Source organism: Streptomyces virginiae, from assembly GCF_000720455.1.
Classification (GTDB): Bacteria; Actinomycetota; Actinomycetes; order Streptomycetales; family Streptomycetaceae; genus Streptomyces; species Streptomyces virginiae.
Genome location: NZ_JOAK01000016.1, coordinates 67,184 through 94,000 on the forward strand (window position 1 = coordinate 67,184; position 26,817 = coordinate 94,000).

Annotated in this window: 24 protein-coding genes and 2 pseudogenes; 14 read left to right on the forward strand and 12 right to left on the reverse strand. The window is 69.9% G+C overall.

The features are described from left to right. The first annotated feature begins 33 nt into the window (after positions 1-33). The 3 genes from IG86_RS0122695 to IG86_RS0122705 all read left to right on the forward strand — a co-directional run bounded on the left by IG86_RS0122695 (position 34) and on the right by IG86_RS0122705 (position 3,504). Positions 34-1,410, forward strand: a complete 1,377-nt coding sequence (locus IG86_RS0122695) for an NAD(P)-binding domain-containing protein (RefSeq protein WP_030821598.1) — start codon at positions 34-36, stop codon at positions 1,408-1,410. A gap of 1 nt (position 1,411) precedes the next feature. Next, positions 1,412-2,635, forward strand: coding sequence for an MFS transporter (locus tag IG86_RS0122700; RefSeq protein WP_030899091.1), 1,224 nt, complete (start codon positions 1,412-1,414; stop codon positions 2,633-2,635). A gap of 167 nt (positions 2,636-2,802) precedes the next feature. Next, entirely contained in the window at positions 2,803-3,504 is a 702-nt protein-coding gene (locus IG86_RS0122705) for a restriction endonuclease (RefSeq protein ID WP_078905995.1), read from the forward strand. A 106-nt stretch (positions 3,505-3,610) separates the two neighbouring features. Here the strand turns inward: IG86_RS0122705 and IG86_RS0122710 are convergent, their stop codons facing one another. Further along, complete coding sequence (locus tag IG86_RS0122710; protein ID WP_199814460.1) at positions 3,611-4,192, reverse strand: hypothetical protein; 582 nt, start codon at positions 4,190-4,192, stop codon at positions 3,611-3,613. Between the two features lie 269 nt (positions 4,193-4,461). Between IG86_RS0122710 and IG86_RS0122715 the strand changes: the two genes are divergently transcribed. Beyond that, positions 4,462-5,007 (forward strand): TetR/AcrR family transcriptional regulator, encoded by a 546-nt coding sequence (locus tag IG86_RS0122715; protein WP_234316071.1) that lies wholly within the window; start codon positions 4,462-4,464, stop codon positions 5,005-5,007. 327 nt (positions 5,008-5,334) lie between these two features. Here the strand turns inward: IG86_RS0122715 and IG86_RS0122720 are convergent, their stop codons facing one another. Both IG86_RS0122720 and IG86_RS0122725 read right to left on the reverse strand, forming a co-directional pair. After that, complete coding sequence (locus IG86_RS0122720; protein WP_030821609.1) at positions 5,335-6,135, reverse strand: maleylpyruvate isomerase family mycothiol-dependent enzyme; 801 nt, start codon at positions 6,133-6,135, stop codon at positions 5,335-5,337. Positions 6,136-6,690: 555 nt separating this feature from the next. Further along, positions 6,691-6,888 (reverse strand): hypothetical protein, encoded by a 198-nt coding sequence (locus tag IG86_RS0122725; RefSeq protein WP_030899099.1) that lies wholly within the window; start codon positions 6,886-6,888, stop codon positions 6,691-6,693. A gap of 242 nt (positions 6,889-7,130) precedes the next feature. Between IG86_RS0122725 and IG86_RS0122730 the strand changes: the two genes are divergently transcribed. The 4 genes from IG86_RS0122730 to IG86_RS0122745 all read left to right on the forward strand — a co-directional run bounded on the left by IG86_RS0122730 (position 7,131) and on the right by IG86_RS0122745 (position 13,237). Beyond that, positions 7,131-10,862 carry a S8 family peptidase gene (locus IG86_RS0122730; protein WP_030899101.1) on the forward strand — a complete coding sequence of 1,244 codons (3,732 nt, stop codon included), beginning with the start codon at positions 7,131-7,133 and terminating at the stop codon, positions 10,860-10,862. Between the two features lie 137 nt (positions 10,863-10,999). Beyond that, positions 11,000-11,998: a helix-turn-helix domain-containing protein gene (locus IG86_RS0122735; protein ID WP_030821615.1), complete on the forward strand. Its 999-nt coding sequence runs from the start codon at positions 11,000-11,002 to the stop codon at positions 11,996-11,998. 415 nt (positions 11,999-12,413) lie between these two features. After that, positions 12,414-12,995 (forward strand): hypothetical protein, encoded by a 582-nt coding sequence (locus IG86_RS42345; RefSeq protein WP_051785333.1) that lies wholly within the window; start codon positions 12,414-12,416, stop codon positions 12,993-12,995. Positions 12,996-13,042: 47 nt separating this feature from the next. Further along, the gene (locus IG86_RS0122745) at positions 13,043-13,237 is read left to right on the forward strand and encodes a hypothetical protein (protein WP_030899106.1); all 195 of its coding nucleotides are present in this window, start codon (positions 13,043-13,045) and stop codon (positions 13,235-13,237) included. Between the two features lie 28 nt (positions 13,238-13,265). Here the strand turns inward: IG86_RS0122745 and IG86_RS0122750 are convergent, their stop codons facing one another. From IG86_RS0122750 to IG86_RS0122760, 3 genes are all read right to left on the reverse strand, one after another. Continuing rightward, positions 13,266-14,501: an HTTM domain-containing protein gene (locus IG86_RS0122750; RefSeq protein ID WP_030899109.1), complete on the reverse strand. Its 1,236-nt coding sequence runs from the start codon at positions 14,499-14,501 to the stop codon at positions 13,266-13,268. Further along, positions 14,491-15,231 carry a DUF5819 family protein gene (locus IG86_RS0122755; RefSeq protein ID WP_030899112.1) on the reverse strand — a complete coding sequence of 247 codons (741 nt, stop codon included), beginning with the start codon at positions 15,229-15,231 and terminating at the stop codon, positions 14,491-14,493. Before IG86_RS0122755 ends, IG86_RS0122750 begins: the two co-directional genes overlap by 11 nt. Before the next feature lie 109 nt (positions 15,232-15,340). After that, the gene (locus IG86_RS0122760; protein WP_030899115.1) at positions 15,341-16,603 is read right to left on the reverse strand and encodes an ice-binding family protein; all 1,263 of its coding nucleotides are present in this window, start codon (positions 16,601-16,603) and stop codon (positions 15,341-15,343) included. Positions 16,604-17,389: 786 nt separating this feature from the next. Here IG86_RS0122760 and IG86_RS45540 point away from each other — a divergent pair. Next, a pseudogene (locus tag IG86_RS45540) lies at positions 17,390-17,446 on the forward strand (hypothetical protein); the annotation flags it as partial. Positions 17,447-17,779: 333 nt separating this feature from the next. Here the strand turns inward: IG86_RS45540 and IG86_RS0122765 are convergent. From IG86_RS0122765 to IG86_RS44515, 3 genes are all read right to left on the reverse strand, one after another. Further along, complete coding sequence (locus IG86_RS0122765; protein ID WP_030821624.1) at positions 17,780-17,968, reverse strand: DUF4236 domain-containing protein; 189 nt, start codon at positions 17,966-17,968, stop codon at positions 17,780-17,782. 122 nt (positions 17,969-18,090) lie between these two features. Further along, a complete protein-coding gene (locus tag IG86_RS0122770; protein ID WP_030821626.1) occupies positions 18,091-19,338 on the reverse strand; it encodes a PP2C family protein-serine/threonine phosphatase in 1,248 nt (415 codons plus the stop codon). A gap of 258 nt (positions 19,339-19,596) precedes the next feature. Continuing rightward, a complete protein-coding gene (locus IG86_RS44515; protein WP_107056271.1) occupies positions 19,597-20,442 on the reverse strand; it encodes an ATP-binding protein in 846 nt (281 codons plus the stop codon). Between IG86_RS44515 and IG86_RS38965 the strand changes: the two genes are divergently transcribed. The 3 genes from IG86_RS38965 (at position 20,363) to IG86_RS45090 (ending at position 22,200) form a co-directional block, all read left to right on the forward strand. Beyond that, positions 20,363-20,692 (forward strand): STAS domain-containing protein, encoded by a 330-nt coding sequence (locus IG86_RS38965; protein ID WP_045936658.1) that lies wholly within the window; start codon positions 20,363-20,365, stop codon positions 20,690-20,692. The genes IG86_RS44515 and IG86_RS38965 overlap by 80 nt on opposite strands. Positions 20,693-20,847: 155 nt before the next feature. Continuing rightward, positions 20,848-21,894, forward strand: a complete 1,047-nt coding sequence (locus tag IG86_RS0122785; protein ID WP_030899120.1) for a fatty acid desaturase family protein — start codon at positions 20,848-20,850, stop codon at positions 21,892-21,894. A gap of 156 nt (positions 21,895-22,050) precedes the next feature. After that, positions 22,051-22,200 carry a peptide ligase PGM1-related protein gene (locus tag IG86_RS45090; RefSeq protein WP_157854876.1) on the forward strand — a complete coding sequence of 50 codons (150 nt, stop codon included), beginning with the start codon at positions 22,051-22,053 and terminating at the stop codon, positions 22,198-22,200. A gap of 66 nt (positions 22,201-22,266) precedes the next feature. Here IG86_RS45090 and IG86_RS0122795 read toward each other — a convergent pair whose 3' ends face one another. Further along, complete coding sequence (locus IG86_RS0122795; RefSeq protein ID WP_037942878.1) at positions 22,267-22,635, reverse strand: PRC-barrel domain-containing protein; 369 nt, start codon at positions 22,633-22,635, stop codon at positions 22,267-22,269. 184 nt (positions 22,636-22,819) lie between these two features. Further along, positions 22,820-22,981 carry a hypothetical protein gene (locus IG86_RS0122800; RefSeq protein ID WP_030821637.1) on the reverse strand — a complete coding sequence of 54 codons (162 nt, stop codon included), beginning with the start codon at positions 22,979-22,981 and terminating at the stop codon, positions 22,820-22,822. 231 nt (positions 22,982-23,212) lie between these two features. On the opposite strand from IG86_RS0122800, the gene IG86_RS0122805 reads away from it, so the two are divergent. Both IG86_RS0122805 and IG86_RS0122810 read left to right on the forward strand, forming a co-directional pair. Continuing rightward, positions 23,213-23,653, forward strand: a complete 441-nt coding sequence (locus tag IG86_RS0122805) for a hypothetical protein (protein ID WP_030899126.1) — start codon at positions 23,213-23,215, stop codon at positions 23,651-23,653. A gap of 334 nt (positions 23,654-23,987) precedes the next feature. Next, entirely contained in the window at positions 23,988-24,461 is a 474-nt protein-coding gene (locus tag IG86_RS0122810; RefSeq protein ID WP_030821641.1) for a hemerythrin domain-containing protein, read from the forward strand. A gap of 253 nt (positions 24,462-24,714) precedes the next feature. Here IG86_RS0122810 and IG86_RS38970 read toward each other — a convergent pair. Beyond that, positions 24,715-26,812, reverse strand: a pseudogene (locus tag IG86_RS38970) (catalase). Positions 26,813-26,817 lie beyond the last annotated feature (5 nt).

Consider the following 26,817-nt stretch of genomic DNA (forward strand, 5'->3'; position numbering starts at 1 on the left):
CCGCCCGCCTGCACGAAGACCCGGAGACATGCCATGAGCGAGATCACCACCGAGCTGCCCGTCGTCGTCATCGGGGCCGGCCCTGCCGGACTCGCGGCCGCCGCCCACCTCCTCGACCGCGGCCTGGAACCCCTCGTCCTGGAAGCCGGCCCGCTCGCCGGGGCCGCCGTGCGCGAGTGGGCCCACGTACGGCTGTTCTCCCGCTGGGGCGAGCTCGTCGACCCGGCCGCCGAGAAGCTCCTGGCCCCGACCGGCTGGACCAAGCCGGCCGAAGGCACCTACCCCTCCGGGGGTGACTGGGCCGAGCGCTACCTCCAGCCGCTGGCCGACGTACTCGGCGAGCAGGTCCGCTACGGAGCACGCGTCACCGGCGTCTCCCGCACCGGCCGCGACCGCATCGTCGACGCCGACCGCGACTCCCAGCCCTTCGTCGTCCACTACGAGAACGCCGATGGCCACGAGCACCGCCTCTTCGCCCGCGCCGTCATCGACGCCTCCGGCACCTGGTCCACCCCCAGCCCCGCCGGCGGCAGCGGACTCGCCGCCCTCGGCGAGAAGGCAGCCGCCGACCACATCACCTACCGGGTCCCGGACCTGAAGGACCCCGCCGTCCGTGCCCGCTACGCGGGCAAGCGCACCGCCGTCATCGGCTCCGGCGCCTCCGCCTTCACCGCCCTCGCCCACCTCGCCGATCTCGCCAAGTCCGCCGACGGCCAGGGGACTCACGCCACGTGGATCCTGCGCCGCGGGATCTCCGGATCGACCTTCGGCGGCGGTGAGGCCGACCAGCTGCCCGCCCGCGGCGCCCTCGGCCTGGCGGCCAAGGCCGCAGTCGACGGCGGCCACGCCGACGCGGTCACCGGCTTCCGCACCGACACCGTCGAGCGCACCGAAGACGGCCACGTGATCCTGATCGGTGAGGACGGCCGCCGCCTCGACCCGGTGGACGAGGTCGTCGTCCTCACCGGCTTCCGCCCCGACCTGTCCTTCCTGGGCGAGCTGCGCCTCGGCCTGGACGAGCGCCTCCAGGCACCGGTCGAGCTGGCGCCGCTGATCGACCCGAACCAGCACTCCTGCGGCACGGTCTACCCGCACGGCGTGGGCGAACTCTCCCACCCGGAGAAGGACGTCTACCTCGTCGGCATGAAGTCCTACGGCCGCGCCCCCACCTTCCTCGCCATGACCGGCTACGAGCAGGTCCGCTCCATCGCCGCCCACCTCGCAGGCGACCACGAAGCGGCCGAGCGCGTCGAACTCACCCTCCCCGAGACGGGCGTGTGCGGCGGTGCAGGCCTCTTCGACGAGCCCGCGGCCGCGGAAGAGACCGGTGGCGGGTGCTGCGCGGCCCCGGCCACCCTCACCATCGGCGCCGCTCCCGCTCCCGCTCCCGCTGCCTCCGGCGGCTGCTGAGGTGAGCGACCTTCAAAGCGGCGTGGCCGCGGCCGGGACGGGGGTCCGGTCGCGGCCACGCGCCGTCCTGCCCGCCCTCTGCCTCACCCAGATCACCAGCTGGGGCATCGTCTACTACGCCTTCATCGTCCTCAACCCGGCCATCACCGCCGACACCGGCTGGAGCGCGGGGGCGACCACCGCGGCGTTCTCCGCAGCCCTCGTCGTGTCCGCCGTCGCCGGGATCTACGTCGGCCGCGTCCTGGACCACCGCGGGCCCCGCACCGTCATGACCGCCGGCTCCGTCCTGGGTTCGCTGAGTCTGCTGGTGATGGCCGCCGCCCCCAACCTGGCCGTCTTCTTCGCCGGGTGGCTGCTCGCCGGAGCGGCCATGGCCGCCATCCTCTACCAGCCCGCCTTCGCCGCGCTCACGCGCTGGTGGGCCCCCGACCACATCCGCGCACTCACGATCGTCACCCTCGCCGGCGGACTCGCCTCGACCGTCTTCGCCCCCCTGACCGCGATCCTCGCCGACCACATGTCGTGGCGCGCCACCTACGTAGTCCTCGCCGGCATCCTCGCGGCCCTGACCGTCCCGGCCCACGCGATCGCACTGAAAGCCCCGTGGCCGCCGGCCCCGCCGAGCCCGCCGCACGTCACCAGCGGCCACGAGCGGGTCGTGCGCAGCCGGGCGTTCTGGATGCTGGCCGTCACCTTCACCCTCTCCGCGTTCGCCATGTACGCCGTCGTCATCGGCCTCGTTCCCCTCCTCCTCGAACGCGGCTACACCACCACCCAGGCCGCATGGGCCCTCGGCCTCGGCGGTGCCGGCCAGACCCTCGGCCGCACCCTCTACGCGGCCCTCGCCCGCCACCTCGGCGTCACCGCCCGCACCGTCATCCTGATCGCACTCGGAGCCCTCACCACCGCAGCCCTCGCCACCGTGGCCGGCCCCTACGCGCTCCTCGTAGCCGTATCCGTCCTCGCCGGCGTGATCCGCGGCAACCTCACCCTCCTCCAGGCCACCGCCGTCACCGACCGCTGGGGCACCACCCACTACGGCCGACTCTCCGGACTCCTCGGCGCACCCGCACACGCCGCAGCCGCCCTCGCCCCCTTCGCCGGCGCCCTCCTGGCCGGACCCCTCGGCGGCTACCCCGCACTGTTCGCACTGCTCGCCGCACTGTCGATCACCGCCGCCGTCACAGCATTCGGGACTCGTCCGGGCAACGGCCCGAGCGGATGACCTCCAGTGCTCCTCGGCCTCGGCCGCGGGGACAGTGGGTCGTCGTCGAGCACGCGCCCGGCCCCGTTCGGTGGGCGGCCCGCAGGGATCGGGCCACGGCCGACGGGCGCCCTTACTGACACGCGTCCTCCTGCCCAGACTGCTGATCGGAGACGGGGAGGTACTGGGTGGCGGTACGCAAGAGGCGCCGGTCGGCATCACGGAAGCGCGGGAAGGCTCGGCTCAAGGCGGGCGCATGGGCCGGCGTAGTCGTCCTGGCGCTGCTCCTGACGTTCTGGTCGGCCATCTGGCCGTACCTGGTCGGATTGTTGCTGCTCGGGGCTGTCGGCGGTGGCACTTGGTGGCTGTGGAGGACGGACCGTCTCATCCGGGGCAGTGACCGGCAGTGGCGTCACGAGGACGCGGTCGACGTCGGCCATCGAACGCTCGCCGAAGTGGACCGGATGGACGGCACGCAGTTCGAGGACTTCGTGGCCGACCTGTGCCGGCGGGACGGATGTACGGAAGTCCGCCGCGTCGGCCGCACGGGTGACGACGGCGCCGACGTACGCGGACGTCTGCCCGACGGCCGCACCATGGTGATCCAGTGCAAGCGGTACAACCCGAAGCGGAAGATCTCCAATGGGGAGGTCCGCAACCTCCTTGGCTCGCAGGTGCACTTCAAAGCCGACGTCGCCGTTTTCGTCACCACCACGTACTTCAGCGGCCCCGCCGAACGCTGCGCCGTGCAGAACGATGTCGTCGCCGTTCACCGTGACCACCTCGGCCTGTGGAACAACGGAGCGGCGCTCCCGTCCCTCACAGTGGTGAACGGAGCCGGCCAGGGCGACCGCCGACACCGCGCCCTGCGCAAAAGCACGTACGAGTAGCGCTGCTCGCGTTCCGCCTGCCGTGCTCGATCTTGTCGTGCGCGAGGTCGCCGCGCAGCCGCTGGCGCGTAACGGCCGCCCGCTCCGCATGGATGAGAGAGGGCGATCAGTGCCGGCTGTTCAGGAAGCCGATCGCCACCGCACCCCACCAGGCGGCTTGTGAGACAGAGGCCGTCGCGGCACCGCGGATCATCAGCCGACGGCCGACGGGGCCGCCGTCGACGGCGGCCAGCCGGCGGTGCAGGGCGGACGCCTGGACGCCGTTGAGGGAGAGCACCAGGACGAGGCCGAGCTTGACGCACGTCAGAGGTGAGCTGACATCGGGGTGGAGGAAGGCACCGCTGAAGAGCAGCCCGCCGAGGCCGGCCCACACGGGCACGTGCAGTGGGGCCGTGAAGTCGAGCACCTCATGGAGTGTCTTGCGGCCCATGAGCCACAGCGCGCCGTAGTAGTCGATGGCGAGCACCGCGCCGAATCCCAGCACCAGGGAGGCGAGGTGCGCGAAGAGCGCCACGGTGTGGAGGGTGACATCGGCGCGCAGATGCAGGGCGATCCACGTGGTCGCCGCCCAGCCGACGCAGACCGCCAGCGATGCCGCGGCGGTTCCGCACCACGAGGGGAGCTGGAGAAGGTCCGCTTCCCGTCCATGTCTTCGTTCGGTCGCGGTGGCGTCGGCGGCGGCGGACATGGGTGCTCCAGGGATCTTCTGCAGGGTGCGCCCACACATGCAAGGAGTGAGCGAAGGTAAGGCTGGCCTAAGCGTCGATCGCCGTCAAGGTGACCGTCCGCACAGTGGGCACGACCCTGCGGGGCCATGGATCGTGCACCCGCATGGGGTGGTGGATGTCGTTCCGGTTTGAGCCGTGACGGCATCGGTGTGCAGGCCACGACGCCTGCCCCCGCCGTTCTGGTTCTGATCCGGAATGCCGATCGTGCGACATCAACACCGCACAGGCCGTGGTGGACCGCGATGGCGCCGCAGCCCTGACCAGCCGCGCGGTCACGGCGGAGGCGGACTGCGGCAAGGGCGTCCTGCACACGCACTTCGCCGGCCTGGACGAGTTCGTCGCCGAGCTGGTCCTGGACCGGTTCGCGTCCAGCGCCCGCCGGGCCGAGGCGCTGGACGCCAAGGTGGGGCAGGCCACGGTGGCGGCCAATCTTCAGGACATCGTTCTCGCCCTGCTGGAGGCTCTGCCGCCGGCGGTGGTGGGGCTGGCGATGACCCGCCCGGCGGCCGTGCTGCACACCCGGGAGGGTCTTGGGGCCGGCGCGCCCGCCTTCGAGGCGATTCAGCACGCCTTCACCGCTTACCTGCGGGCGGAGCAGCGCGGCGGCCGACTGCCCGCCGACGCTGACGCTGCCACCATCGCGCTCGCCCTCGTCGGCACGATTCACCACCTGCTGATGACGCGCGTTCCCGGAAGCGGAGACGAACCGGAGGCGATCACGGGGCGGCTGCTGGCCGTTCTGCTCGGTGGCGCCGGGCAGTCGCCGGTGGTGTGATCCGCGGGGTCAGTGCGCGTGGCCGTCGTTGTGGGACTGGTGGAACAGCGTGAGCTCACCGCTCGCCGTCGTGTCCACGATCTGCGGGAGGAGGCCGACCGCCTCCAGTGGGCATCGCCCGCTCACGCGTTGGTGAGGTACTGGCCCCGGGCAACGACGCCGTCGTCGGCCCCGCCGCCTCCGAAGGTCTGCCTGCTCCCGGTGTGGAGCCGGCGCGGCCCGAACCGGCGGAGGCGGCGAAGTCGAAAACCGTGCCCGGGACTGACGAACCCGGCGAAGAGTCGTGTCCTACCGGCTCGAGGCGCGGCGAGCCGCCCCCGCTGCGTCCTACTTCTCCTCCGGCTCCCAGGCGCGGAGCAGGTCGAGCAGCCCTGCGTCTCCGTCAACGTGCAAGGAGTCGGCCTGGATCCGGTCGTACAGGTAGAGGACCAGCTCACTGGCCGTGCCGTGGACGGCGGCGCCGGCTGCGTCCGAGTCTTCGCCGGTCGCGGCGGTGGGCGCGGGGATGCGGGTGATGCGTGCGCCGTCGCCGTCGACGGTGAGGCGCCAGGAGCGGCCCTCGGCGGCGTGGAAGTCGAAGGCCGTGGGCTTGTGCGGCCAGGCACTCGGCGTTGCGCAGACGGTGAACAGGAACTCCTCCACACCGTCGAGTGCCAGCTCGACCGGCAGCGGCTGCGGGGAGCCCCCGGCGAGCTCGGCGTCGTACGTGTGCACCGCGGTCTCCTGGACCCGGTGCCGGGCGGTGCCGCCGGCGGTCTGCGGTGACTGCGACGCCGGCCACCACGTCCAGCAACCGCCCTCCGGTCCCGCCGCGCGCAGGGCGCCCAGCAGAAGCTGCGTCGACGCGTCCAGCCAGGCCAGCAGGGCCTCACGCTCCTGCGGCACTTCCAGCGCGGCGCGCGCGGCGACGGCCTCGGCCGGGGGAGCGTCGGCAGACCCCGCGCCGACGATCGCGGCCCAGAAACGGTCTCCCCCACCCAGGTGCTTCACCAGATCGAACAGCGTCCACCCGGGGCAGGACGGCACCTGCGCGTCGAGATCGGGCGCGGCGGCGACCACGGCGCGGAAGGCGGTCGACCGCTCATCGATCAGTCGCAACAGGTCAGGGAACTCAAGATTCTTTTCCACGCCGGATGTCTATCACCGTGCTCCGATGATCGGACAGCGATTTTCACAGTCGCCGCCGGTCGGCCATTGCGGACGTCCTCGCCTCCCACCGCTCGGGGGGACACGCTGCGCACTGCTGCGAGGACATTGGTGGTGGCGGTACGCCAGGCGTCGTGCCTGTGGGTGCTCTGGCCTCGCCGTGCTGCCGGGCACCGCGGGGGCGTGACGTCCACCCGGTGCGCGCGGTCATGCTGCCGCTCGACGTGATGGACGCGGAGGTCACGACGGCGACCCGGCAGTGCCTGCTGCCCGGTGGCTGGTGCAGCGGGGTGGACTTCAAGGTCGTGAGGGTTCCACTGGCCGATCGGTCGGTCGCGCAGGGCAGTCCCCGAACTCCGGCCCGGTTCCGGGGGCCGGATTTGTGGTGGCGCGTCGTCGCGGCTCCAGCAACTCCATCTCGGGTGTGTGCAACGCGCGGGCCAGAGCTGCCACCGTTCGGCACGTCGATGTCTTTCACCCGAAGGAGCCGGTCGTGTGTGTCCATGTCCATTGCTTTCGGACCGCTGGTCCGCCGGTTCAGAAGCCGCCGCTGTCCATGCCGAAGCCGGAGCGCCAGGCGTCGGTGTGGACGGCTTCCACGACCAGGGCGTCATCGGGGGAGAGTCGCGAAGGGCCCGCAACGGGCGCAGGACCGGCGGCGTGCGCGGTAGCCACGACCGACAGGGCGACTCCGGCGAGGGCGAAGATTGCAACTACGCGGGTGGTGTTGTTCATGCCCGGCCAACGATCTTGACCTGTTGCGGTCACGCCTGGTCCACGGACACCGCCCTGCGCGAGCCCTGATCGATTCCGGCACGGCTTCGCCCCGGCACCGTGTCGGCGCGAAGGACCGTCCCGACGTATGGCGTCTTTGCACCCGCTGTCGAGCGGTTCACGGTTGTCAAGCATCTGCCATGGCGAGGACTTGCCGTCATGATGCCTTCACGTCGGCACTCTCGGGTCGATAGACCCTTGGCATGTCCTCCCCCTCTCATGTTTCCGCCTTCCGGCGTCGGCGCCGGCAGCTGATCTCGGCCGCCACCGCGGTGCCGCTGTTGGCGTCGGGGCTTGCGGTCCTGCAAGCGCCCGCACAAGCCGCTCCGAGCAAGCCCACCCATTCCGCCAGGTCATCGGCGACCCACAAGGTCACCCTGGTCACCGGTGACGTCGTCACGGTCACCACGATGGCCGACGGCAAGCAGACCGCCGAAGTCGACCGGCCCGACAGCGCCGTCGGCGGCGTGAAGATCCAGCAGGTGAAGGGAGACCTGTTCGTCATCCCGGACGAGGCGGCGCCGCTGCTGGGCACGGACAAGCTGGACCGGCGGCTGTTCAACGTGACGGACCTGATCGAGATGGGCTACGACGACGCGAAGTCGGCTGCTGTTCCGCTGATCGCGACGTACGCCGAGTCGAAGTCCCGGTCGGCCGGGGAGCCGGCGGCCCCCCGGGGCAGCAAGGTGACCCGCCCGCTCAAGGGCATCGGCGGTGCCGCGCTCAGCACCGAGAAGAGGCAGGCCCGCACCTTCTGGACCACCGTCGCGCCGCAGGGCAGTGGGTCGTTGGGCGAGGGCGTGGCGAAGCTGTGGCTCGACGGTCGGGTGAAGGCCAGTCTGAAGGAGAGCGTGCCGCTGATCGGGGCGCCCGAGGCCTGGGCGGCCGGGTACGACGGCAAGGGCGCCAAGGTCGCGGTGCTCGACACCGGCATCGACGTCAACCACCCCGACTTCGCCGGCCTGATCGACGGCACGGCCAGCTTCGTGCCGGGTGAGGCCGTCACCGACGTCAACGGGCACGGCACCCATGTCGCCGGCACGATCGTCGGTTCGGGCGCCGCCTCCGGCGGCGGCAACAAGGGCGTCGCGCCCGGCGCCGACCTGTTCGTCGGCAAGGTCCTCGGTGGTGCGGAGGGCTCCGGCCAGGACTCCTGGGTCATGGCCGGCATGCAGTGGGCCGCGGAGTCCGGTGCGGACGTCGTCAACATGAGCCTCGGCGACTCCTACCCTACGGACGGCAGCGACCCCATGTCGCAGACGGTGGACGCACTGTCCGCGCAGTACGGCACGCTGTTCGTCATAGCCGCCGGCAACTCCGGCCCGGAGAGCATCTCCGCACCGGGCGCGGCCGCCTCGGCGCTGACCGTGGCCGCCACGGACAAGCAGGACCGGCTCGCGTCCTTCTCCAGCACCGGCCCGCTGGCCCACTCCGGCGGTATGAAGCCGGACATCGCGGCGCCCGGCGTGGACATCACCGCGGCCCGCTCGCAGGAGATGACCGGCGGTGGGGAGGGCCCTTACCGCACCCTCAGCGGCACCTCGATGGCCACCCCGCACGTCGTCGGCGCGGCGGCGATCCTGGCCCAGCGGCACCCGGACTGGACCGGCGCGCAGCTCAAGGAACACCTGATGAGCACCGCGAAGGGCCTGGACGGCGGGTACTCGCCGTACGAGGTGGGCACCGGGCGTCTCGACGTGGCCGCCGCCGTGCGCACCACGGTCCGCGGCACCGGATCGCTCTTCTTCGGCAACCACACGTGGCCGCACGAGCCGAGCGACGCCGCCGTCACCAAGGACCTGACCTTCACCAACACCGGTGCCACCGACATCACCCTGAACCTCGCGCAGACCGGCGGCGGCCCGTTCACGCTGGGAGCCACGAGGGTGAATGTCCCGGCGCGCGGCACGGCCGCCGTCCCGGTGACCGGTGACCCGAAGGCCGCGGCCGCCGGCCGGCACGTCGGCCACGTGACGGCCACCGACGTCGCCACCGGGCAGCCGGTGACCCGCACGTCCTTGGCGCTGCTCAAAGAGGAGGAGCGCTACGACCTGAACATCAAGCTGGTCGGCCGGGACGGCAAGCCCGCCGCCGGCTGGGTCACGGTCAACCTGGCCGGCGACCTCTGGCCCTGGTCGCTCTACGTCGACGGCACGACCACCATGCGCATGGCACCCGGTACGTACACCGCCGCGGGATACCTCGACGTGGCCGGCGAGAAGGCCGACCGCTCGGGTCTGGCCGTGCTGGTCGACCCGGAGACCGTACTCAAGGACCGCTCCGCGGAGGTGGTGCTGGACGCGAGCAAGGCACGCCTGCTGCAGACCGAGGCGCCGCAGCGCACCGAGGACCGACAGCGCAAGGTCGACTTCAACGTCCACTACGAGGGCTTCGACCCGTTCACGGACTACCGCAGCGCGTACGTGCTGCCGCCGACGTACGACGATGTCTACGTCGCGCCGACGGAACCCATGAAGCAGGGCGAGTTCATCCTGACCACCCGCTGGCGCAAGGGTGAGCCGCAGCTCGGCCTGAGCACACCGGGCGGCCGGCTCCCATTCGAGGCACTCGTGCAGGCGGGCAGCTCCCTGGGTACCGCCCGCGACACGCTGGACGCCGTCTACGCGGGCAACGGCGCGACGGCCGCGTACGAGAAGGTCAAGGCCAAGGGCAAGGTCGTCGTCATCGACCGCAGCGACGGGGTCTCGCCCCAGGAGCGCACCGAGGCCGCGGTCGCGGCCGGTGCGAAGGCGCTGATCGTGGTCAACGACGGTGTCGGCGGTCTGATGGAGTACGTCGGCGAATCGCACATCCCGGTCGCCACCGTGCACCGCGAGGCGGGCAAGGCCCTTGTCGCGATGGCCACGGCCGGCAGCCACAAGCTGACCGTGGAGCAGACCGAGTACACGCCGTTCGTCTACGACCTCACCCGGGAGTACCCCGGCCGGGTTCCGGACCGGGCCCTGGTCTACAAGCCGGCCAAGGACGACCTCGCGCGGATCGACGCCCGCTACTACTCGGCCACGGACGGCCGGTCGGCGGAAGGCTACAGGTCCGACTTCACCCTCAGCCCGTCGGTCAACTTCCCCGAGCGCGAGTGGCACCCGGGCACCCGCACCGAGTGGGTGACCCCGGGCCAGGTCTGGAGGGAGTTCCACGCGCAGGGCGTCGACACGGCCCTGCCGTGGGTGATGGTGTCGGGCGACAACACGTACGCCAAGGGCAGCACCACCCGTCTGGACTGGTTCGCCCCGGTGACCCGGCCCGCCCAGAGCGAGTCCTTCGGCGTGTACAACTCCCGCTGGCAGAACCACATGACCTGGAACGTGCAGGCGTGGGCCTCCTCCAGCGACACCATGCGACTGGGCGGCTTCCTGCAGTGGGGTGAGACGCCGACCCACCTGCAGGTCTTCCAGGGCGACAGGCTGATCCACGACAACCCGTACAGCACGGACATGCAGTGGGTGGAGGTCCCGGCGGGCAACCTGCCCTACCGGGCGGTCCTCGACGCCGAGCGGCCCGGTGACCTCTTCCGGCTGTCGACGCGCACCCACACCGAGTGGACGTTCATGTCCGACACCGTCGACTCGGAGTTCTTCGAGCCGTTCCCGGTGCTGAACCTGGACTACGCGCTGGAGTCGGACCTGCACGGCGACGTCAAGGCCAGCGCGACCCAGGAGATCGCGCTCAAGCCGGTGTCGATGGGCGTCGGCACGGTGCCGGGCACCGTCAAGTCGGTGAAACTGGACGTCTCGTACGACGACGGCGCCACCTGGCAGAAGGTGACCGTGACCAAGGGCGCACACGGCCGCTGGACGGGTTCGTTCAGGACGGCCGAGAAGCCCGGCGGCTACATTTCGGTGCGCGCGAGCGCCGAGACCGACAGCGGCTTCAGCGTCAGGAACGAGATCATCCGGGCGTACGGCCTGCGATGAACCGCACTGTCGGGCCCCGGGGCGGCGACTCCCCGGGGCCCTTCCTCTCGCACCCGCTCCCAGCAGGGACTATTCAGGGTCTGCCGCCATGGCGGATACTCTCCCCGCTGCGGCAAGCGGAAGAGAGTCGGTCGCCGATGCTGGATGTTCTGGGCCTCGAACCCGATGACGAGCGTGTCTACCGGGCGCTGCTCGGACGGCCGAACTCCACTGCGATCCTGCTGAGCGACGAGGTAGCCCTCCCGTACGCCCATGTCGACAAGGCCCTGTCCCGTCTTGTGGGGTGGGGGCTGGTGACGAGGTCGGCGGACGACCGGTTCACCGCCGCGCCGCCGGCCATGGCTCTCGGCGCGCTCATCAGCCAGCGGCGGGACGGGCTGCGGATGGCCGAGCATGCCCTGGTGACCTTCGCCGAGGAGCACCGGGCGGCGATGACCGGGAACAGCATCAATGATCTGATCGAGGTCGTCACGGGCGTCGACGCCATCCGCCACCGCTTCCTCCAGGTGCAGCAGGCGGCACGCACGCAGGTCCGCTCCTTCATCACCGCACCGTTCGTCGCCCTGCCGCCCGAAGAGAACACGGCCGAGCCCGTGGCCATCGGCCGCGGCGTGCAGTTCCGGGCGGTACTGGACCGGGCCGTGCTCGCAGAGCCGGGCATCGTCGACGACGCCATCGATTCACTGGGCAAGGGCGTGCAGCTCCGTGTCGCCGACCAGCTGCCGATGAAACTCGTGCTGGCCGACGCGGACCTCGGGCTCGTCCCCCTCGCGGTCACACCGGACGGGGAGCCCGGCGCCGTGCTGCTGCACCGCAGCGGCCTGCTGGACGCGCTGGACGCGCTGTTCGAGACGGTATGGCGCAACGCCCACCCGCTCGCGCTCTCAGCCACCGACGGAGAGGCCGAAGCCACCGTCGAGGTCGGTCCGCAAGGCCCGACCGAGCTCGACCGCAGGATCCTGGGGCTGCTCCTGGCCGGCCTGACGGACCTGACGGCTGCGGCACAGCTCGGTCTGTCGGCGCGGACGCTGCACCGGCGTCTGCGTCACCTCATGGACCTGGCCGGCGTACGAAGCCGGATGCAGCTCGGCGCCCACGCGGTCCGAAACGGCTGGGCGGACCCCCCGCGACCGTGACCGGTCGGCAACGGCAGGGGAACGTCGGTGCGGTGGGCACACCCGTCGCCGGGTGGTCGCCGGTGTCCAGGCGACGGATCTTGGGCGGTGCGGGGACGAGCCGGAGCCCCCAGCCTGCGGGACGTCGACTGCAGGACCGGCCACGTGCTGTGAGATCCGGCCAATCTGGATCTCGGAGGCTTCGATGGGCGTGTTGCCGGTAACCGGCCTGTCCCAGGGGCGTTGGGATGTCGTACCCACCTGGCGTCGGGGACGGCCCGGGATGCGCGGGCATCTTTCGTACCTCGACGGTCCCGCGTCCTCGCGGCACCGCGCCCGGCGGCATGACATCTGTTTTCGCCCCCGCGCATCGGCCTGCTCAGGCCACCTGCCTATTACTTGAGCGCTGCTCACGCAGACCCCCAGGAGATGTTCCATGTCCACGCAGCCGCAGTCCGGTCACGGCAATCCGCACCAGCCGGCCGGGTACCAGCCTCCGCCGAAGCAGGGGATGAGCACGGGCCTCAAGGTGGCGCTGGGATGCGGTATCCCCACTGTCCTCGGTCTGATTCTGATCGGCGGCTGCGGGCTGTTGTTCACCAAGGCCGCCAGCGACGCCGGCAAGGAGCTCGACAAGAACCACGACTCCGCAGCCGTCGCTCCTGACGGCGCTGCCCGGGGCGGCGGCAGCTCGAAGGTCGACGAGCCGGACATCACCAAGGACGTGAAGGTCACGTCCTGCAAGGTGAAGGCCGGCGAGTACGGAATCAAGGAGCTCGACCTCAAGATCGAGTACATCAACAGCGGTGACCGTCGGTTCAACTACCTGGCCGAGGGCGAGATCACCGTCAACGGCGAGAAGAAGAGCGACATCTTCTCCACCGGTCAGAACCTGGCACCCGGCCAGAAGTACACGGACGACAACGCCGGGGCCCTGGCATTCGACGTGGCGAAGTCCGCAAAGTCCGGGGACAAGATCGAGTGCAAGCTGATCAAGGTCTCCCGCAACTCCTACTGAGCGCCCAGCTCCATCTCGACGGCCGCCTCGTAGGACAGGGCGGCGACATGCCGGTCACCACCCCGATCGCCATCAACCCGGGCGGCATGGCCTGCGGCGCCAACCCCGGCTCTGCCGTCACCCCCGACTACCGGGGGCAGTTTCCCTTCACCGGCACCCTCCACAGCGTCACCGTCGATCTGTCCGGCGACCTCATCGTCGACGCGGAGAGCGAGATGCGCATGCACATGGCCCGCCAGTAGCCGCCTCACCGGGCCGACCGCACCGGCGTCAACTGAAACCCTTACCGGCATCTGCGACCTCGACGGTGGCGGGCGCGGTGTTCAGTTGCCCTGCCGAAGTGACTCGATGCTTCGAGGTGGGTTCGCTGGGCCGTCCCTGCGGAGGTACCGACGTGGATCCCGCCGCGCGGCCGGGTTCCGGCCGCCACACCCCGGTGCGCCGTGTCGCGCGTCGCCACGGGCGAGGCAGGAAGGAGTAGAAGCGGTCGGGAAGGAACACGGCGTCCGCGACGATCATCGCGCCGGAGAAGAGGGGCAGTCCCAGGAGCACGGCGATGCCGATGTGCATGCCCAGCAGCACGGTCAGAACGGGGTACTTGAGCTTGCCGAAGAGTACGAACGGGAAGGCGACCTGCAAGAGCACCGTCACGTAGCTGGCGATCGCGATCACCATCGGGTAGTCGTCCACGAGGTGGGAGAGCGCGGGCCAGGGCTGGAACAGTTCGAGGTTCAGCGCGTAGTGGAGAGCGGTGCCGCCGCCCCAGGTCGGGCCCTGGATCTTGTACAGGCCGGCCGATCCGTAGAGGAAGCAGACCTGCGCCGCGATGACGAGGATGCCGCAGTTGTGCACCACTGTGGTCAAGGTGTCACGGGCGTCGCGCAGTTGTTGTGCGAAGAGGCTCCGCACCGGCTCCGGCGCGTCGCCCGCACGGCCTGCCTTGAGCCGGTTCCTGCGTGCGTCCAGGGACCAGCGCCGGCCGCACGCGGTGAGGACGAGGTAGAGGGCCATCAGCAGGATCAGGTTGTCGCCCCCGTCCGTCATGAAGATCGATCTGGCATGGAAGGAGGCCACCACGACGGCGAAGAGGACGGACATGACCCGGGTCCGCCAGCCCAGCATGAACAGTGCGGACGTGAAGAGCGCCGTCACGTAGCAGAGTTCGAAGTAGGCGCGGCTGTCGGACAGGAGCAGGATGCTGTTCCAGCCCGTCTGGTCGAAGAGTTGCTGTGCCAGCGCGGGTGTCCAGGGGGAGCCGGGGCCCCAGATCTCGTCACGGTGCGGGAATTCGCGCAGGAGGAAGACCAGGTAGAGCAGCCCGTAGCCGATGCGCAGAACCGACGCGGCGTACAGGGAGACCGGCCGGTCGGTGAGAAGCGCCCACAGAGCGCCGGTCCGGTCGAGGAGCCATCGGTGGGCCCTGCCGGCGACCGAAGCCTCCTGGGTCGCGGGCAGGTGTTGTGCGGCTGCCGTGGAGGGGGGTCGGGGGATCTGTTCACTTCCCATGGGAGGTCACCTTCCACCAGGGCAGGAGCCGGTCCTCGGTGGGTGGCGGCGGGTGGTCACCGGCCGTCGTCCCCGGCGCAGCGACGGGCAGTGTGACGACCCGGAGCTGAATGAAGTCGAATGCGCGGTCGTCGTTGTGGGCGGCGACGCGGTCCGCAGCGATGTTGCGCAGGTACGTCTGCAGCATCACGGCCCGTTCGGAGCGAGCCGTGTCGCTTCCTCCATGTGTCTCGACATAAGAGGTCCAGGCGCGGCGCAGAAGGTTCTGGGACGTATGGCTCGGAAATGCGTTGTGGTCGACCGCGGAATGGTCCACGGCAGCCAGGTCGAACCAGGGCGTCACCTGCACCGATCCTTTGGAGTCGGTGTGTGCGGTTCGCGCCAGGATTTTTCGGTTGAAGGAGTCGGGGTCCGGGGCGAAGAGTCGCCAGTTCTGTTCGAAGAGGGGGTACACCCATCCGTTGACCTGCGAGCTGTAACGCTTCGATACAGGGTTGGAGGGGGCAACGTGAAGGAATACCAGGACGACGTGGACCAGAGTCGTCACCAGGCAGAGGGCTACGGCGGTGCGCAGCCCTGCTTCCACTGCGCGAATTCTCATGGGCCGCTTGCCCGGCATGGCCGCTTCGTCACGACGCTCTTGGAGGACCGGACCGGAATCGGACTGATGAAGTTCCTTCACGCCCACAGATTCAACTCCGCTCGACACCACCCACCCGGTCCTTCTCATGTCTGCTGTTCGCCTGAGGTCTCTGGGACTTACCGACGGCGCGCGGCGGATCCATGAGGATCCCGCCGCGCACCGTCATCCGATGAGCGGGCTTCGTGCAGCCTGCTGTCTAGCCCTCGTGGCCTTCGTGACCCTCGTGGCCCGCGGGCTTGTTGCCGTAGCCGTAGTGGTCGCCGGGCTTCCCGTCGTGGCCGTGGCCGTGATCCGGCTTGCCGGGTCCCTCGTCGTGCCCGTTGCCCGGCCCGCCGTGCTCCGGACCGTGGTGTTCCACGCCATGGTGGTCCGGGCCGCCCGGTCCGCCGTGGCCCGGGCCGCCGGGCTGACCGCCGTGCCCGCCGGTGACGTTGCCCCCGGTGATGGTTCCGCCGGTCGTGTTGCCGCCGGTCGTGTTGCCACCGGTGCTGTTTCCGGCCGTGTTGCCCGCGGTGTTGCCGGAGGTGTTGCCGGCGATGTTCCCCGAGGTGCCGCCCGACACGAGGTCGACGATCGGTCCGCCCAGGAGGCCACCACCGATCAGCCCCACGGTCGTACCGGTCGTCGATCCGGCGGTAGGCGTTCCGGTGGTACCGGTCGTCGTGCCGGTGGTCGTACCGGTCGTCGTGCCGTTGGTCGTACCGGTCGTCGTTCCACCGGTGGCGCACCCGCCGAGGAAGATCCTGTTGGTGTCGAGCGTCACGGCACCGTTACGGGCCAACGCCCGGCCTTCGATGTTCGTCCCCGTGGTAACGCTGATAGAGGTCAGAGCCATGATGGTGCCCACGAAAGTGGAGGTAGTGCCGAGGGTGGCCGAACTCCCGATCTGCCAGTAGACGTTGCACGCCGAAGCGCCGTTCGTGAGGAGCACACGGCTATTGGAGGCAGTCGTCAGGGCTTCTGGGATCTGGAACACCCAGACGGCGTTGGGGTTTCCGCCCGCGTCCAGGATCAGGTCGCCGGTGAGTCCGACACCGCCGACAGCCGTGTGAACGCCCGGAAGCAGCGTCTGGCCGGCGCCGATTCCCGCTGCGAGCGCGAAGTCCGTGGCCTGGCCCGCTGCGTTGTTGTAGGCCTGGACCAGGTCGGACTTGGCCTGAAGCGCCACGGCGTCCGCAGCGTGCACGGCGCCAAGCACCAGGCCGGGCGGGAATCCGGAGATGGCAGGGTTCGGGTGCGTCCCGAGGTCGTGGCTGATCACGGAGGGGCCGGTGTTGGTGACGCCCTGACCTGCCAGAACGGAAAAGCTGGCGGCCGTGGCCAGGGGCACGGGTGTCGCGATGGCCAGAGCCTGCGTGGGCAGTGCGGCGACCATCACAGCGGCAACCGTTCCGGCGACGGCCGAGGCCAGCCAGCCGGACATGGTGCGGCGCTGAGCCGCTTGGAATTTCAGCTTCATCGAGGGGGCCACTTCCTGTGGGGGCCGTGGCATACCGGGCTCCTACCGATCGCCCGGGAAGCCTTTGTCGTGTCGCCGCATATTACGCAGGCATATTCACGTGTCAAAAATAGGCAAGGGGAAGGAGGGGGAATGACAAGCATATTCAGCGCCGCGAGGCGCGATGAAAATGCCAAAACCTACCGCACGTATTATGTGATGTTGTTTCCGTCGAGTGGGGCCGAATTAACTCACACGAGGCGGAACCGTTCATATGTGCATGCGTCAAACCCGGCCGCGCGTGAGGAGTGCCGCCAGGAGGGTGATTTCGTGAGGTTGATGGAGGGCGGGCGCGCCGATCGAGTCTTCCGTGAATCCCTGTGGCTCTGGCGGGAGCCGTTGCGCTCCCTTTCTTGCGCGGGTTCTTGCGCGAACTCGAACACCGGCCTGGTCGAATTGGTGAGCGTGTCTGCCCTGTCGAATCGAGCGTGACTTCACCCGCCGGTGACTTCGTCCGCTTCTCGTTTCCGGCAGATAGGTGGAGTGTCGGGGCATTCGGGTGGGCTCGGGCTGTGCACGCGGCTGCGCTCGCGGCGCGTGACGCTCGGCAGCGGGGCCCGTAGATCATCATTTCCCGCCGCATGCGTTCATTCGGGCCCGGCCGCGGCGGTTCCTGTGGCTGGTGGACAGTCCCGAGCCGGAGGCAGACCGCCCGTGGCGGTGAACGGAAACCCGACCGTCAGGCGACGCCGGCTGGGCGCGGAGCTGCGCTGGCTCCGTCTGGCCAGTGGCCCGACCGGTACGCAGGTGGCCGAACACCTGTTGATCTCCCAGCCCAAGGTCAGCCATGTGGAGACCGGCCGTCGCGGGATCAGCCTGCGCGATGTGCGGGACCTGTGCGGCCTCTACGGAGTCACGGACCAGCAGGCCATCGACTCGTCGATGGAGATGGCCAGGGAATCGAACCGGCAAGGGCTGGTGGGTCGCCGCCCAGGAGCTGTCGCCCGCCGCATCGCCGCCCGGCACACTCTGAGGACGCGGCGAGCCCGCATCCCCGGCCGGGGATGCGGGCTCGCTCGGACCAGGCCGCCGGGATCAGGCGGGCGGCCGGATGCCGACCACGGACCGTGTACATCAAGCGGTGGGCCCCCGGCCCGTGCGACCGGGGCTCGTGGATGCGCCGCGGACCCTCGCGGGTCAGCCCCGGCTCTTGCGCCAGCCGAAGGGGCCGGGGAGATCCACCGAAGTGGTCCGGCGTCCGGTGCTGCTGTGGGTACGGCGGGGGCCGTACTTGCCGCCGCCGGTGGTGATCGACCACGACTTGCGATTGATGTTGAGTCGGACACCGGGCAGGATCCTGAAGCTCTTGCGGAATGTCAGCGGCATGACGTCTCACTTTCCAGGCGCGCGTGGATACGGACGGCCCGACTGTGCCTGCACTCAGGCCCGTTGGCATACGTGTGTCCCGCGGCGCCCGTTCCATGCGCCTGTGGCCCGAGGTCTGTCCCCTACGCGTCCGGGTAGAGCTGCGCAGTCGACGGTCGTGAGGCATCGGCGAGGTCGGCGCCCGTGGCCGCGTCACGCTCGGAGGCGCCGACGCCGCGCCAGTCCAGGCACATGACGGTTGCGTCGTCGTCCAGACGGCCGTTGCCGGCGTCCACGATCGCTCCGATGAGGGTGCGGGCGGCCTCGCGGGGATGCAGGGCGCGGGTGCGGAGGATCAGGTCCGACAGGTCGAGACTCTCGGCGTTGCGCTCCAGCATGCCGTCCGTCAACATCACCAGCCGGTCATCCGGCCGCAGATCCAGCTTCTGCACCCGGTAGGTGCCGGCCGGGGATCCCTGGACATTAAGGCCGAACGGCCGATCGACTTCGGGAACGATCTCTTCTACCTGCCCGTCGCGCATCCGCAACGGCCAGGGATGCCCGGCGTTGACGAACTCGGCCCGGCCGTCGAGCAGACTGATGCGCAGCAGCTGACCGGTGACGTAACCGCCCCGGCCGTGATCGCGCATGGCCCGGTCGGCCTGGCGGGCCTGTTCCTCGAGGTCGGCGCCCGCCCGCCGCGCCCTCCGCAGGGCCCCCACGACGAGGGTGGCCAGCAGTGCGGCGTCGACGTCGTGCCCCATGGCGTCGGTGACGGAGAGCTGCACCGTATCCCGGTCGATCACGTAGTCGAAGGTGTCGCCCCCGACGTGGTCGGCGGGTTCCAGGGCGCCTGCGACCGCGAACTGTGCCGCCTCACATGCCAGCGACGCCGGGAGCAGGCGGTGCTGGATCTCCGCGGCCAGACTCAGCGGCTTGGTGCGCCGGCCCCACTGGTACACATCGGTGTGGGACCGGTTGGCGATGACGATGTACCCCAGCGCGTGCGCGGTCTCACCGATCTCCCGCATCACTTCGTCGCCCGGAGCGGTGGGCAGGAACAGCTCCAGGAGCCCGATGGCATCCCCCCGGTTGGTCACCGGGGCGACGACCCGCACCAGCTCACCGCCGCCCCTGTCCTCCACCTGCGGCCGCTGGCTGCGGATCACGTCGTCGTACAGGGTCCCCCGCAGCCGAATGCGCGCGGCCGGCTCGCCCGTGTCGACGCTGCCCGCCACCCCCAGGCGTACGACCGAACTGCCCGTGAAGTCGGCGATCAAGAAGGACACCGAGGCTGCCCCGAGGTGCTCCCTGAGCATGCGCGCGACCACATCGAGCGACTCCACGGGCGCCGCGGCCTCCGCAGCCTCCAACGTTTCCGCCAACGTCATGGTCAGGCCGGGTCGGCTGCCGCCCATGGAGTGACGAGAGGCATGCGCGTCGTCCGGCTCTCTTGCGGTCACAACGACCCCTTATCGCGTGATGGAGGCCCGGACTCGTCGCGGATCGGGGAGACCCGCGCCAAGGCGGCGTCGGACAGTCACATTGCACCACGGGACCCCGGGCGGCCGGTGAACCCGCAGCCTGCGCGGCGACACGTTCCGGAGTCGGCTCGGCCGGGACCGGTCACGAGCCGCGCCGACATCCTGCTACCAGGGGAGTTTCGCGCAGATGATCTTTCCGCCGCCGACTGCCGGGCCGATCCGGATGTGGGTTGCGAGGCGCTGGATCATGAACCATCCCCACCCACCGCTCCCGTCCGTGCGAGGGGTCCTCGGCTCGGGCGGCCGGGGGCTGGGGTCGCAGACGCAGACATCGACGGCGTCATCGAGCAGTTCCAGGTGCAGCGAAGAGGGGCCGTCGGTGTGCCGGGTCGCATTCGCGACCAGCTCGGCCACCACGAGGAGCACGTCATCCATGCTTCCGTCCCTGGTGGGCGCCCGCAGGCGGGCTGCGCGCGCGAGGAAGGCACGGGTGGCCTCGCGAGCTGCTGCTCCAGGCCAGCCGGTACGAGACAGCGACTGATCCAGGACGGCTGTGGTCACCTGTTCCTCCTTTGCCCGGCGTGCCTGACTGGCGGATGCCCCGCTACGCGAACGCAAACCGCGACACCGTATGCCGAGTGCGGCCGGACAGTGCGGACGGACAGATGCGACAGCGGATCGCTGTGGCACGGTTACCGGCGCTTGCCGCCGTCGACGGGTGGGGCGGTCTGGTGTTCCCGGCGTCGGCGTGACACGCTCAGGGGGAACCAGCCTGGTCTGGTGGGAGACCCCGCACGCCTGAAGGCGACCGGCGGCACGGGTGGTCTCGCTCGGCTGTGAGTGGCCTTCCGACGGCTGCACGCTTGACGGCCTCCTCCGCGCTCGCGGGAGCCGACCGTAATGGGCTTCGATCCCCGAACGGCGGACAGCCATGCTCCCCAACAGGTTTGACCTCGTCGTCAGTGCACAACCCGACGTGACGGTCGTGACCGTGACAGGCGAACTCGACATGACCACCTGCCCCTACGTCACCCGAGCCACCGACGACCTGACCCTGCATGGGCAGATCCTCGCCCTCGACCTGTCGGCCTTGACCTACATGGACTCCAGCGGCCTCAACGTGCTCCTCACCCTGCGCAACCGCGCCCGCGCCGAGGACGGCGTCCTGCACTTGTGCGGCGTCCCGCGCCAAGCACTGCGCGTCCTCGACCTCACCGGCACCCGCAATCTCTTCACCCTGCGTCCCTGCCTCACACCATGACGTTCGCGCTGGCAGCCGGGCACGTCAATGTCGATATCGCGGGTATGCGCACTGGGACGGGGAGCGTCACCCGCGGGCCGGGTGGGCCCGGCACAGGGCGTTCCGCAGGTGCCGTGGCCGCTCCTCCGAGACCGACGAGGAAAGCGACTCCTGACATGAATTCCTCCCAGACGGTGCGTCCCCCTCCCGTACGGGCGGATTCGGGGAGCGACTTCGCCCGACTCTCCCGGAAGATCCAAGAAGCGGGTCTCATGGCCCGACGCCCCGGGTACTACGCGCTGCGCATCGTGGCCGTGACGTCCCTGTACGCCGCCGGGTGGACGGCCCTTTTCCTGATCGGCGACAACTGGTGGACGCTGTCGGCGGCTGCCTTCCTCGCCTTCGTGTTCGGGCAGGTGGCCCTGCTCGCGCACGACCTGGCCCACCGGCAGGTGTTCCGACTGCGCAGGGCCAGCGAGGTGTCCGGACGCCTCGCCGGCAACTTCGGCATCGGCATGGGGTACGGCTGGTGGCAGGACAAGCACACCCGCCACCACGCCAACCCCAACCACGAGGACCTCGATCCCGACCTCGACCCGGACATCTTCGTCTGGACGCAGGACCAGGCCCGCGCGGCCAGCGGACTGCCGCGGCTGCTCGGCCGCTCGCAGGCGTTGCTGTTCTTCCCGCTGCTCACGCTGGAAGGGTTCAACCTGCACGTGTCCGGGGTGCGGTCGCTGTTCGACCGCTCGCTCAAGCATCGGGTGTGGGAGGGGGTCCTGCTCGCCGCGCACTTTGCCGCTTACCTCGGCGCGATGTTCCTGGTGCTGCCGCCCGGCAAGGCGGTCGCGTTCATCCTGGTCCACCAGTGCCTCTTCGGCGTCTACCTCGGTTCGATCTTCGCGCCGAACCACAAGGGCATGCCGGTCCTGCGGGGCGCCGACCGTCCCGACTTCCTGCGGCGCCAGGTGCTGACCTCCCGCAACGTGCGCGGAGGCCGGCTCACGGACATCGTCCTGGGCGGTCTCAACTACCAGATTGAGCACCACCTCTTCCCGAGCATGCCCAGCCCGCACCTGCGCCGGGCCCGGATCATCGTCCGCGGGTACTGCCGGGAGCTCGGGGTCAGCTACCTGGAGACCAGCCTGGTCAACTCCTACCGGCAGACCCTCGCCAGCCTCCACGCGGCCGGAGCCCCTCTCAGAGTGCCGCAGACCCCCTGACTGCCGCCACGAACCCGACCGGGACGCGGGAAGTCGTTCCACCCCGCGGCGGGCAGCTCGGCGTGGACCGACCGCGGCCGCCGACACCGCTGCCACTGGTCGGTGGCGTAGGGCTGGACGCGCAGCCCCGCGGACTTCGAAGGAGCCCTTGCCCGGCTGCGCGCCTCCCGTCTGGCGTTCGACCCGGAGCGCGGCGAGGGCGTGGTTGTGTACGCGGACGCGGACGCGGTGATCGCCAGGCGTGCCGGAGACGTGGAGGAGCAGGAAGCCGCGTTGGCCGAGGTCCTCGAATTCGAGGAGGGCTGACCCTCACGACGCCGGTCCCGGCACCCAGGTGGGTGCCGGGACCGGCGTCGTCGTGCGGGATGGCGATCAGGCGGGGCGGCCGCCGAAGGGGGCTCCGGTGCCGTAGTACGTGCCCAGTTCCTCCCGGTACCCGGCGTCGCCGAGGTGCTTGTCCCGGTGGAACTCGGGGGCGCTCTTGATCTGTTCCTTCGTGCGGTCGACGAAGACCTTCTGCTCCTCCGGGTCGATCCTGACGACGGTGCTCGCCGGCAGCAGGACCTCCTTGCCGAAGATCCAGACACCGGTGTCGACCACCAGGTAGGCGTCACCGACCTCGTCGGAGTGCTTGTCGACCTTGCCGATGCTGCCGTCGGTCGCCTCGACCTTGTAGCCGGTCAGATCCGCACCGGCCAGGTGGCCCGAGGTCGGCTGGTAACTCCACACATGCTCAGTCACGCGAAAAACAACTCCTCCGGTCAATGGAGGACGACGGAGAAGTGGTTCTCCGTCGTCCTCTTTGTTCCGTACGTCGTGCTCGGCGGATGGTCCTGCGTTCCGCCTGAACTTCGCCTGCCCCGCCTTTGCGACTTCACGCACCCGGATCGAACGGGTTGCTGCTGAGTCACGGCGACCGGTACGGCTACCAGCGATACCAGCGGGCACTACCGCCCTTGGGGCGGGCGACGAAACCGATCAGCCACAGGATCAGGACTGCGACAGCCACCCACCAGAGAATCTTCACCGCGAAACCCGCGCCGAAGAGGATCAGGGCCAGCAGAAGAACGAGAAGCAGGGGAACCATAGTTATCAACCTCCGAAGCACCGTGTGCCCGACCGGACCCAGGACATGTATGCGATTCTTATGTGTTTCTTATTCCGGCCGAAGGGCAGGAGATCTCGCCTGCGATCACCCGCTTCTCCGCGACGACGCTTGGGCGCCAGACGCGCGGAGCCGGGCGCACGCAGAGGGCCGCCTTACGCCGAATGGCCCAGTCGGCAAGGCGCCAAAGGGGCGTTGGGGCAGACATGCTCCATGGACAGCAATCACGAGATGGATCCGGCCCACGAGGCTCCGGAGGGTGTCGACGAGAAGACGGTGCGCGCTCTGGGCGCGCTTTCGAAGGCGCTGGAAACCACGGAGAGAGCCCGCGGTCACCTCTACGGGTTCCACCAGCTGACCGGAACCGCGGACTTCGAGCTGGGCGACGCGGCCCGGCTCCTGCGCGAGGCGGGGCACGAGGAGCAGGCCGCCCGCGTCGAGCGCGAGATCGTGGGCCGCAACGTCATCCCGGGCCACTGGACGTTCCAGATCATCGAGGCCTACAACTCCACCTACTACCGGCCCTTCGCCGCGGTGGAACGGAACATCGTCGACGAGGTGGCCGGTGGACGCGACCACCTGCTGGAGGCCCGCCTCAAAACGATTCGCCGCACCCCCGACCATCCCGATCACACCGCAACGCCCCCCTCCTGAAGAAGGCCCGCCTCGCCGGGGGCGTCGGTCAGGGCCATCGAACCCGGATGACCGGCCGGGGCTTCCCCGCGGGGTGGAGCAGGCGCGCAGGGGCTCGTCATGCTGAAGCCTCCGGCACGTTCCGAGGACCAGGCCGTTCACGCACATGCCAAGACGTCGAACGGGTCTATGCCGGACGGTGTGCCGGCGCGGTTCGGTGGCCCAGCGGACGGCGTAGGCATGTCACCCGTCCTGGCCAATCCCTCCTCTCGGGCGAGCGCCGCGAGCGCGGGCCGGGTACACGCGCGTGGGTGGCCGGCCGGGCCGCCCGGTACTGCGAGCTCTGGAGGCGTTGGTGGACGGGATCGTGCTGCTCAAGGAAGACCACAAGACGGTCGAGAAGCTGTTCAAGCAGTTCGAGAAGGCAGACGACGACGCTCACGCGGAGAAACGGAAGATCGCCGACCAGGTGATCGAAGAGCTGACCACCCACACCTGGATCGAGGAGAAGATCTTCTACCCGGCCGCGCGTGAGGCCGCCCCCGACACCAAGGACCACGTCCTCGAGAGCATCGAGGAGCATCACGTCGTGCTGTGGATGCTCTCCGAGCTGAAGGACCTGGACGCGGCCGACGAGCGGTTCGACGCGAAGATGAGCGTGCTGATGGAGAACGTCCGGCACCACGTCGAGGAAGAGGAGAAGGAGTGGTTCCCCGACGTTCGCAAGGCCATGGGCCGTAACCGTCTCACGGAACTGGGCGAACAGATGGAGGCGGCGAAGAAGAAGGCCCCCGGCGAACCCCTTGCCGTCCCGAGCGCCAAAGACTGATCGCGGGCCGGTCGGCTCGCTCGCGCGCTCACGGGGAGACGCGACCGCCGAAGCGTGCCGGCGGGCGCTGCTCCTCAGATGAAGGACCGTGTTGATCTCCCTCACGGACCTGCGCCGGGAGCCGGTGAGGCCGACACCACACCACCTCACGGGTGAACCGCGGTAAGCCCCGAGCCGGGACGCGCTGCCCTTACCGACCCGCCCGTTGCCGCCCATCCGCGAGCCCGCGGGTGGGCGGCAAGGAGCGATGGCGTCAGAGGTTGGCAGGGAAGCGGTCCCATGCGCGGTGTCCACCCAGCGCCCGCGTCAGTTCCGCCACGACGGCCGTGCTGGATTCGCCGGTGGCGATGCCCGGCTCGTCCGCAGTGATGCCGGCGGACTCCAGTAGGCGCTCCGCGCCGTCCCACCCGCCGACAGCCTTCCCGTGGCGGTACGCCTCCGTCAGGAGCAGCAGCACGCGCGGGTCGGGGGCTTGTGGCGGCTGCGCGGTGCCGGCCTTGGCGTCGCGGGCGCCGTACGCATCTGCGCCCGCCCGGGGCTCACCTGCCAGGAGGAGCGCATCGAATTCGACGGAGCGGGCGGTCGCGTAGGTCCGCTGGACCGCGATCGGGTCGCCGTCCGGGCCGAGGGTGCCGCCGGTCGGGGCGATGACGAGGGGCACCATGCCGGTGTCGAGGACGGCTTGCCGGGCGCTACGTACGCCGTCCACATCGGAGGCGGCGTCGGCGATGATGCCGATGACGCGGCCGTCCGGCGGCCAGGTCCCGCCCATCTGGGAGAGGGCCGGACTGGGGTCGGGCGAAGCGAGCGGTTCGGTGGACGTGGGGGCCGGGAGGCCGAGTCCGGTGGCGACCTGTTCGCAGAGTTCCGTGTCGATGTTCGCGAGGACTTGGAGGGTGCGTTCCTTGATGGCCTGCTCGTAGCACTTGTTCAGTTCGAAGGTGTAGGCGGCGACGATGTGTTCGCGCTCGGGCGGGGTCATGCTGAGCCAGAAGAGCCGCGGTTGGGAAAAGTGGTCCGAGAAGGAGGCGGGTGCCTCGCGGACCTTGCTCGCTGCCGGAACCTTGACGGGCGTTTCGATGAAGGCGCTCATGTCGGCGCCGGCGAGGAAGGGGCAGCCGCCGTCGAGGCTGTTGGGGTGATAGGGGGCTACGCCCGTGTGGACGGCGCTCTGGTGCATGCCGTCGCGGAGCATGTCGTTGACGGGCGCGTGCGGCCGGTTGATCGGGATCTGCCCGAAGTTCGGGCCGCCGAGCCGGCTGATCTGCGTGTCGAGGTAGGAGAAGAGCCGGCCGGCGAGCAGCGGGTCGTCGGTGACGTCGATGCCGGGGACCAGGTGGCCGGGGTGGAAGGCGACCTGCTCCGTCTCGGCGAAGTAGTTCTTGGTGTTGGCGTTCAGGGTCATGAGGCCGATGGGCTGAACGGGCGAGAGTTCCTCGGGGACGATTTTGGTGGGGTCGAGGAGGTCGATGCCCTCGAACATCTGGTCGTCGGTGTCGGGGAAGACCTGGATGCCCAGTTCCCACTGTGGGAACGCGCCGGATTGGATGGCGTCGAAGAGGTCCCGGCGGTGGAAGTCCGGGTCCATGCCGCTGATGAGCTGTGCTTCCTCCCAGACCAGGGAGTGCACGCCCAGCTTCGGCTTCCAGTGGAACTTCACCAGCACGCTCTCCTCGGCTGCGTTGACCAGCCGGAAGGTGTGGACTCCGAAGCCCTCCATCATGCGGTACGAGCGGGGGATGCCCCGGTCGGACATGTTCCAGATGGTGTGGTGGGTGGCTTCGGTGTGCAGGGAGACGAAGTCCCAGAAGGTGTCGTGCGCGCTCTGGGAACCCACGGGTGTCGCGCACCGTGTCGGCGGAGCCGCGTGAGCCGAGGACGGTGGAGAAGCGTACGAAGACGGGCGTCTCCACGTCCTTGGCGAGGAACGCGGCCTTGGACACCTCGCCCGCCGTTCCGTACCCCTGGAAGACCCCGTGCGCGGCGGCGCCACGCGCATGAACCACTCGCTCGGGGATCCGCTCGTGGTCGAAGTGGGTGATTTTCTCGCGTAGGTGGTGGTCCTGCAGGAGGACCGGACCGCGGGCTCCGGCCTTGAGTGAGTGATCGGTCTCCGGCAGACGTGTGCCTTGGGCGGTGGTCAGGTATGCGCCGCTCTGCGCCACGCGTGCCTGGTCCGCTCCGGTGGGCTGTCCGGTGGGGCTCACCGTCTCGGGGCCTTCCTGGTCCGGCTTCGGGGGCAGCGGTTCCCCCGGTTGCAGGGGCTCGGCCACGGGCGGGGGTACGGGGCCCGGTCGGCCCGGCAGTTCGTTCCTGGCGGCGTCTTCTGCCGACTGCTGTTGCTTCGTCATGGTCG

Coding starts and splice junctions, on each gene's coding strand:
- IG86_RS0122695 (WP_030821598.1), top strand. CDS start 34: ATGAGCGAGATCACCACCGAGCTGCCCGTCGTCGTCATCGGGGCCGGC.
- IG86_RS0122710 (WP_199814460.1), bottom strand. CDS start 4,192: ATGTCCGCCGCCGCCGACGCCACCGCGACCGAACGAAGACATGGACGG.
- IG86_RS0122725 (WP_030899099.1), bottom strand. CDS start 6,888: ATGAACAACACCACCCGCGTAGTTGCAATCTTCGCCCTCGCCGGAGTC.
- IG86_RS0122730 (WP_030899101.1), top strand. CDS start 7,131: ATGTCCTCCCCCTCTCATGTTTCCGCCTTCCGGCGTCGGCGCCGGCAG.
- IG86_RS0122735 (WP_030821615.1), top strand. CDS start 11,000: ATGCTGGATGTTCTGGGCCTCGAACCCGATGACGAGCGTGTCTACCGG.
- IG86_RS42345 (WP_051785333.1), top strand. CDS start 12,414: ATGTCCACGCAGCCGCAGTCCGGTCACGGCAATCCGCACCAGCCGGCC.
- IG86_RS0122745 (WP_030899106.1), top strand. CDS start 13,043: ATGCCGGTCACCACCCCGATCGCCATCAACCCGGGCGGCATGGCCTGC.
- IG86_RS0122750 (WP_030899109.1), bottom strand. CDS start 14,501: ATGGGAAGTGAACAGATCCCCCGACCCCCCTCCACGGCAGCCGCACAA.
- IG86_RS0122755 (WP_030899112.1), bottom strand. CDS start 15,231: ATGAGAAGGACCGGGTGGGTGGTGTCGAGCGGAGTTGAATCTGTGGGC.
- IG86_RS0122760 (WP_030899115.1), bottom strand. CDS start 16,603: ATGAAGCTGAAATTCCAAGCGGCTCAGCGCCGCACCATGTCCGGCTGG.
- IG86_RS0122765 (WP_030821624.1), bottom strand. CDS start 17,968: ATGCCGCTGACATTCCGCAAGAGCTTCAGGATCCTGCCCGGTGTCCGA.
- IG86_RS0122770 (WP_030821626.1), bottom strand. CDS start 19,338: ATGACGTTGGCGGAAACGTTGGAGGCTGCGGAGGCCGCGGCGCCCGTG.
- IG86_RS38965 (WP_045936658.1), top strand. CDS start 20,363: ATGCTCCCCAACAGGTTTGACCTCGTCGTCAGTGCACAACCCGACGTG.
- IG86_RS44515 (WP_107056271.1), bottom strand. CDS start 20,442: ATGTCGAGTTCGCCTGTCACGGTCACGACCGTCACGTCGGGTTGTGCA.
- IG86_RS0122785 (WP_030899120.1), top strand. CDS start 20,848: ATGAATTCCTCCCAGACGGTGCGTCCCCCTCCCGTACGGGCGGATTCG.
- IG86_RS0122800 (WP_030821637.1), bottom strand. CDS start 22,981: ATGGTTCCCCTGCTTCTCGTTCTTCTGCTGGCCCTGATCCTCTTCGGC.
- IG86_RS0122805 (WP_030899126.1), top strand. CDS start 23,213: ATGGACAGCAATCACGAGATGGATCCGGCCCACGAGGCTCCGGAGGGT.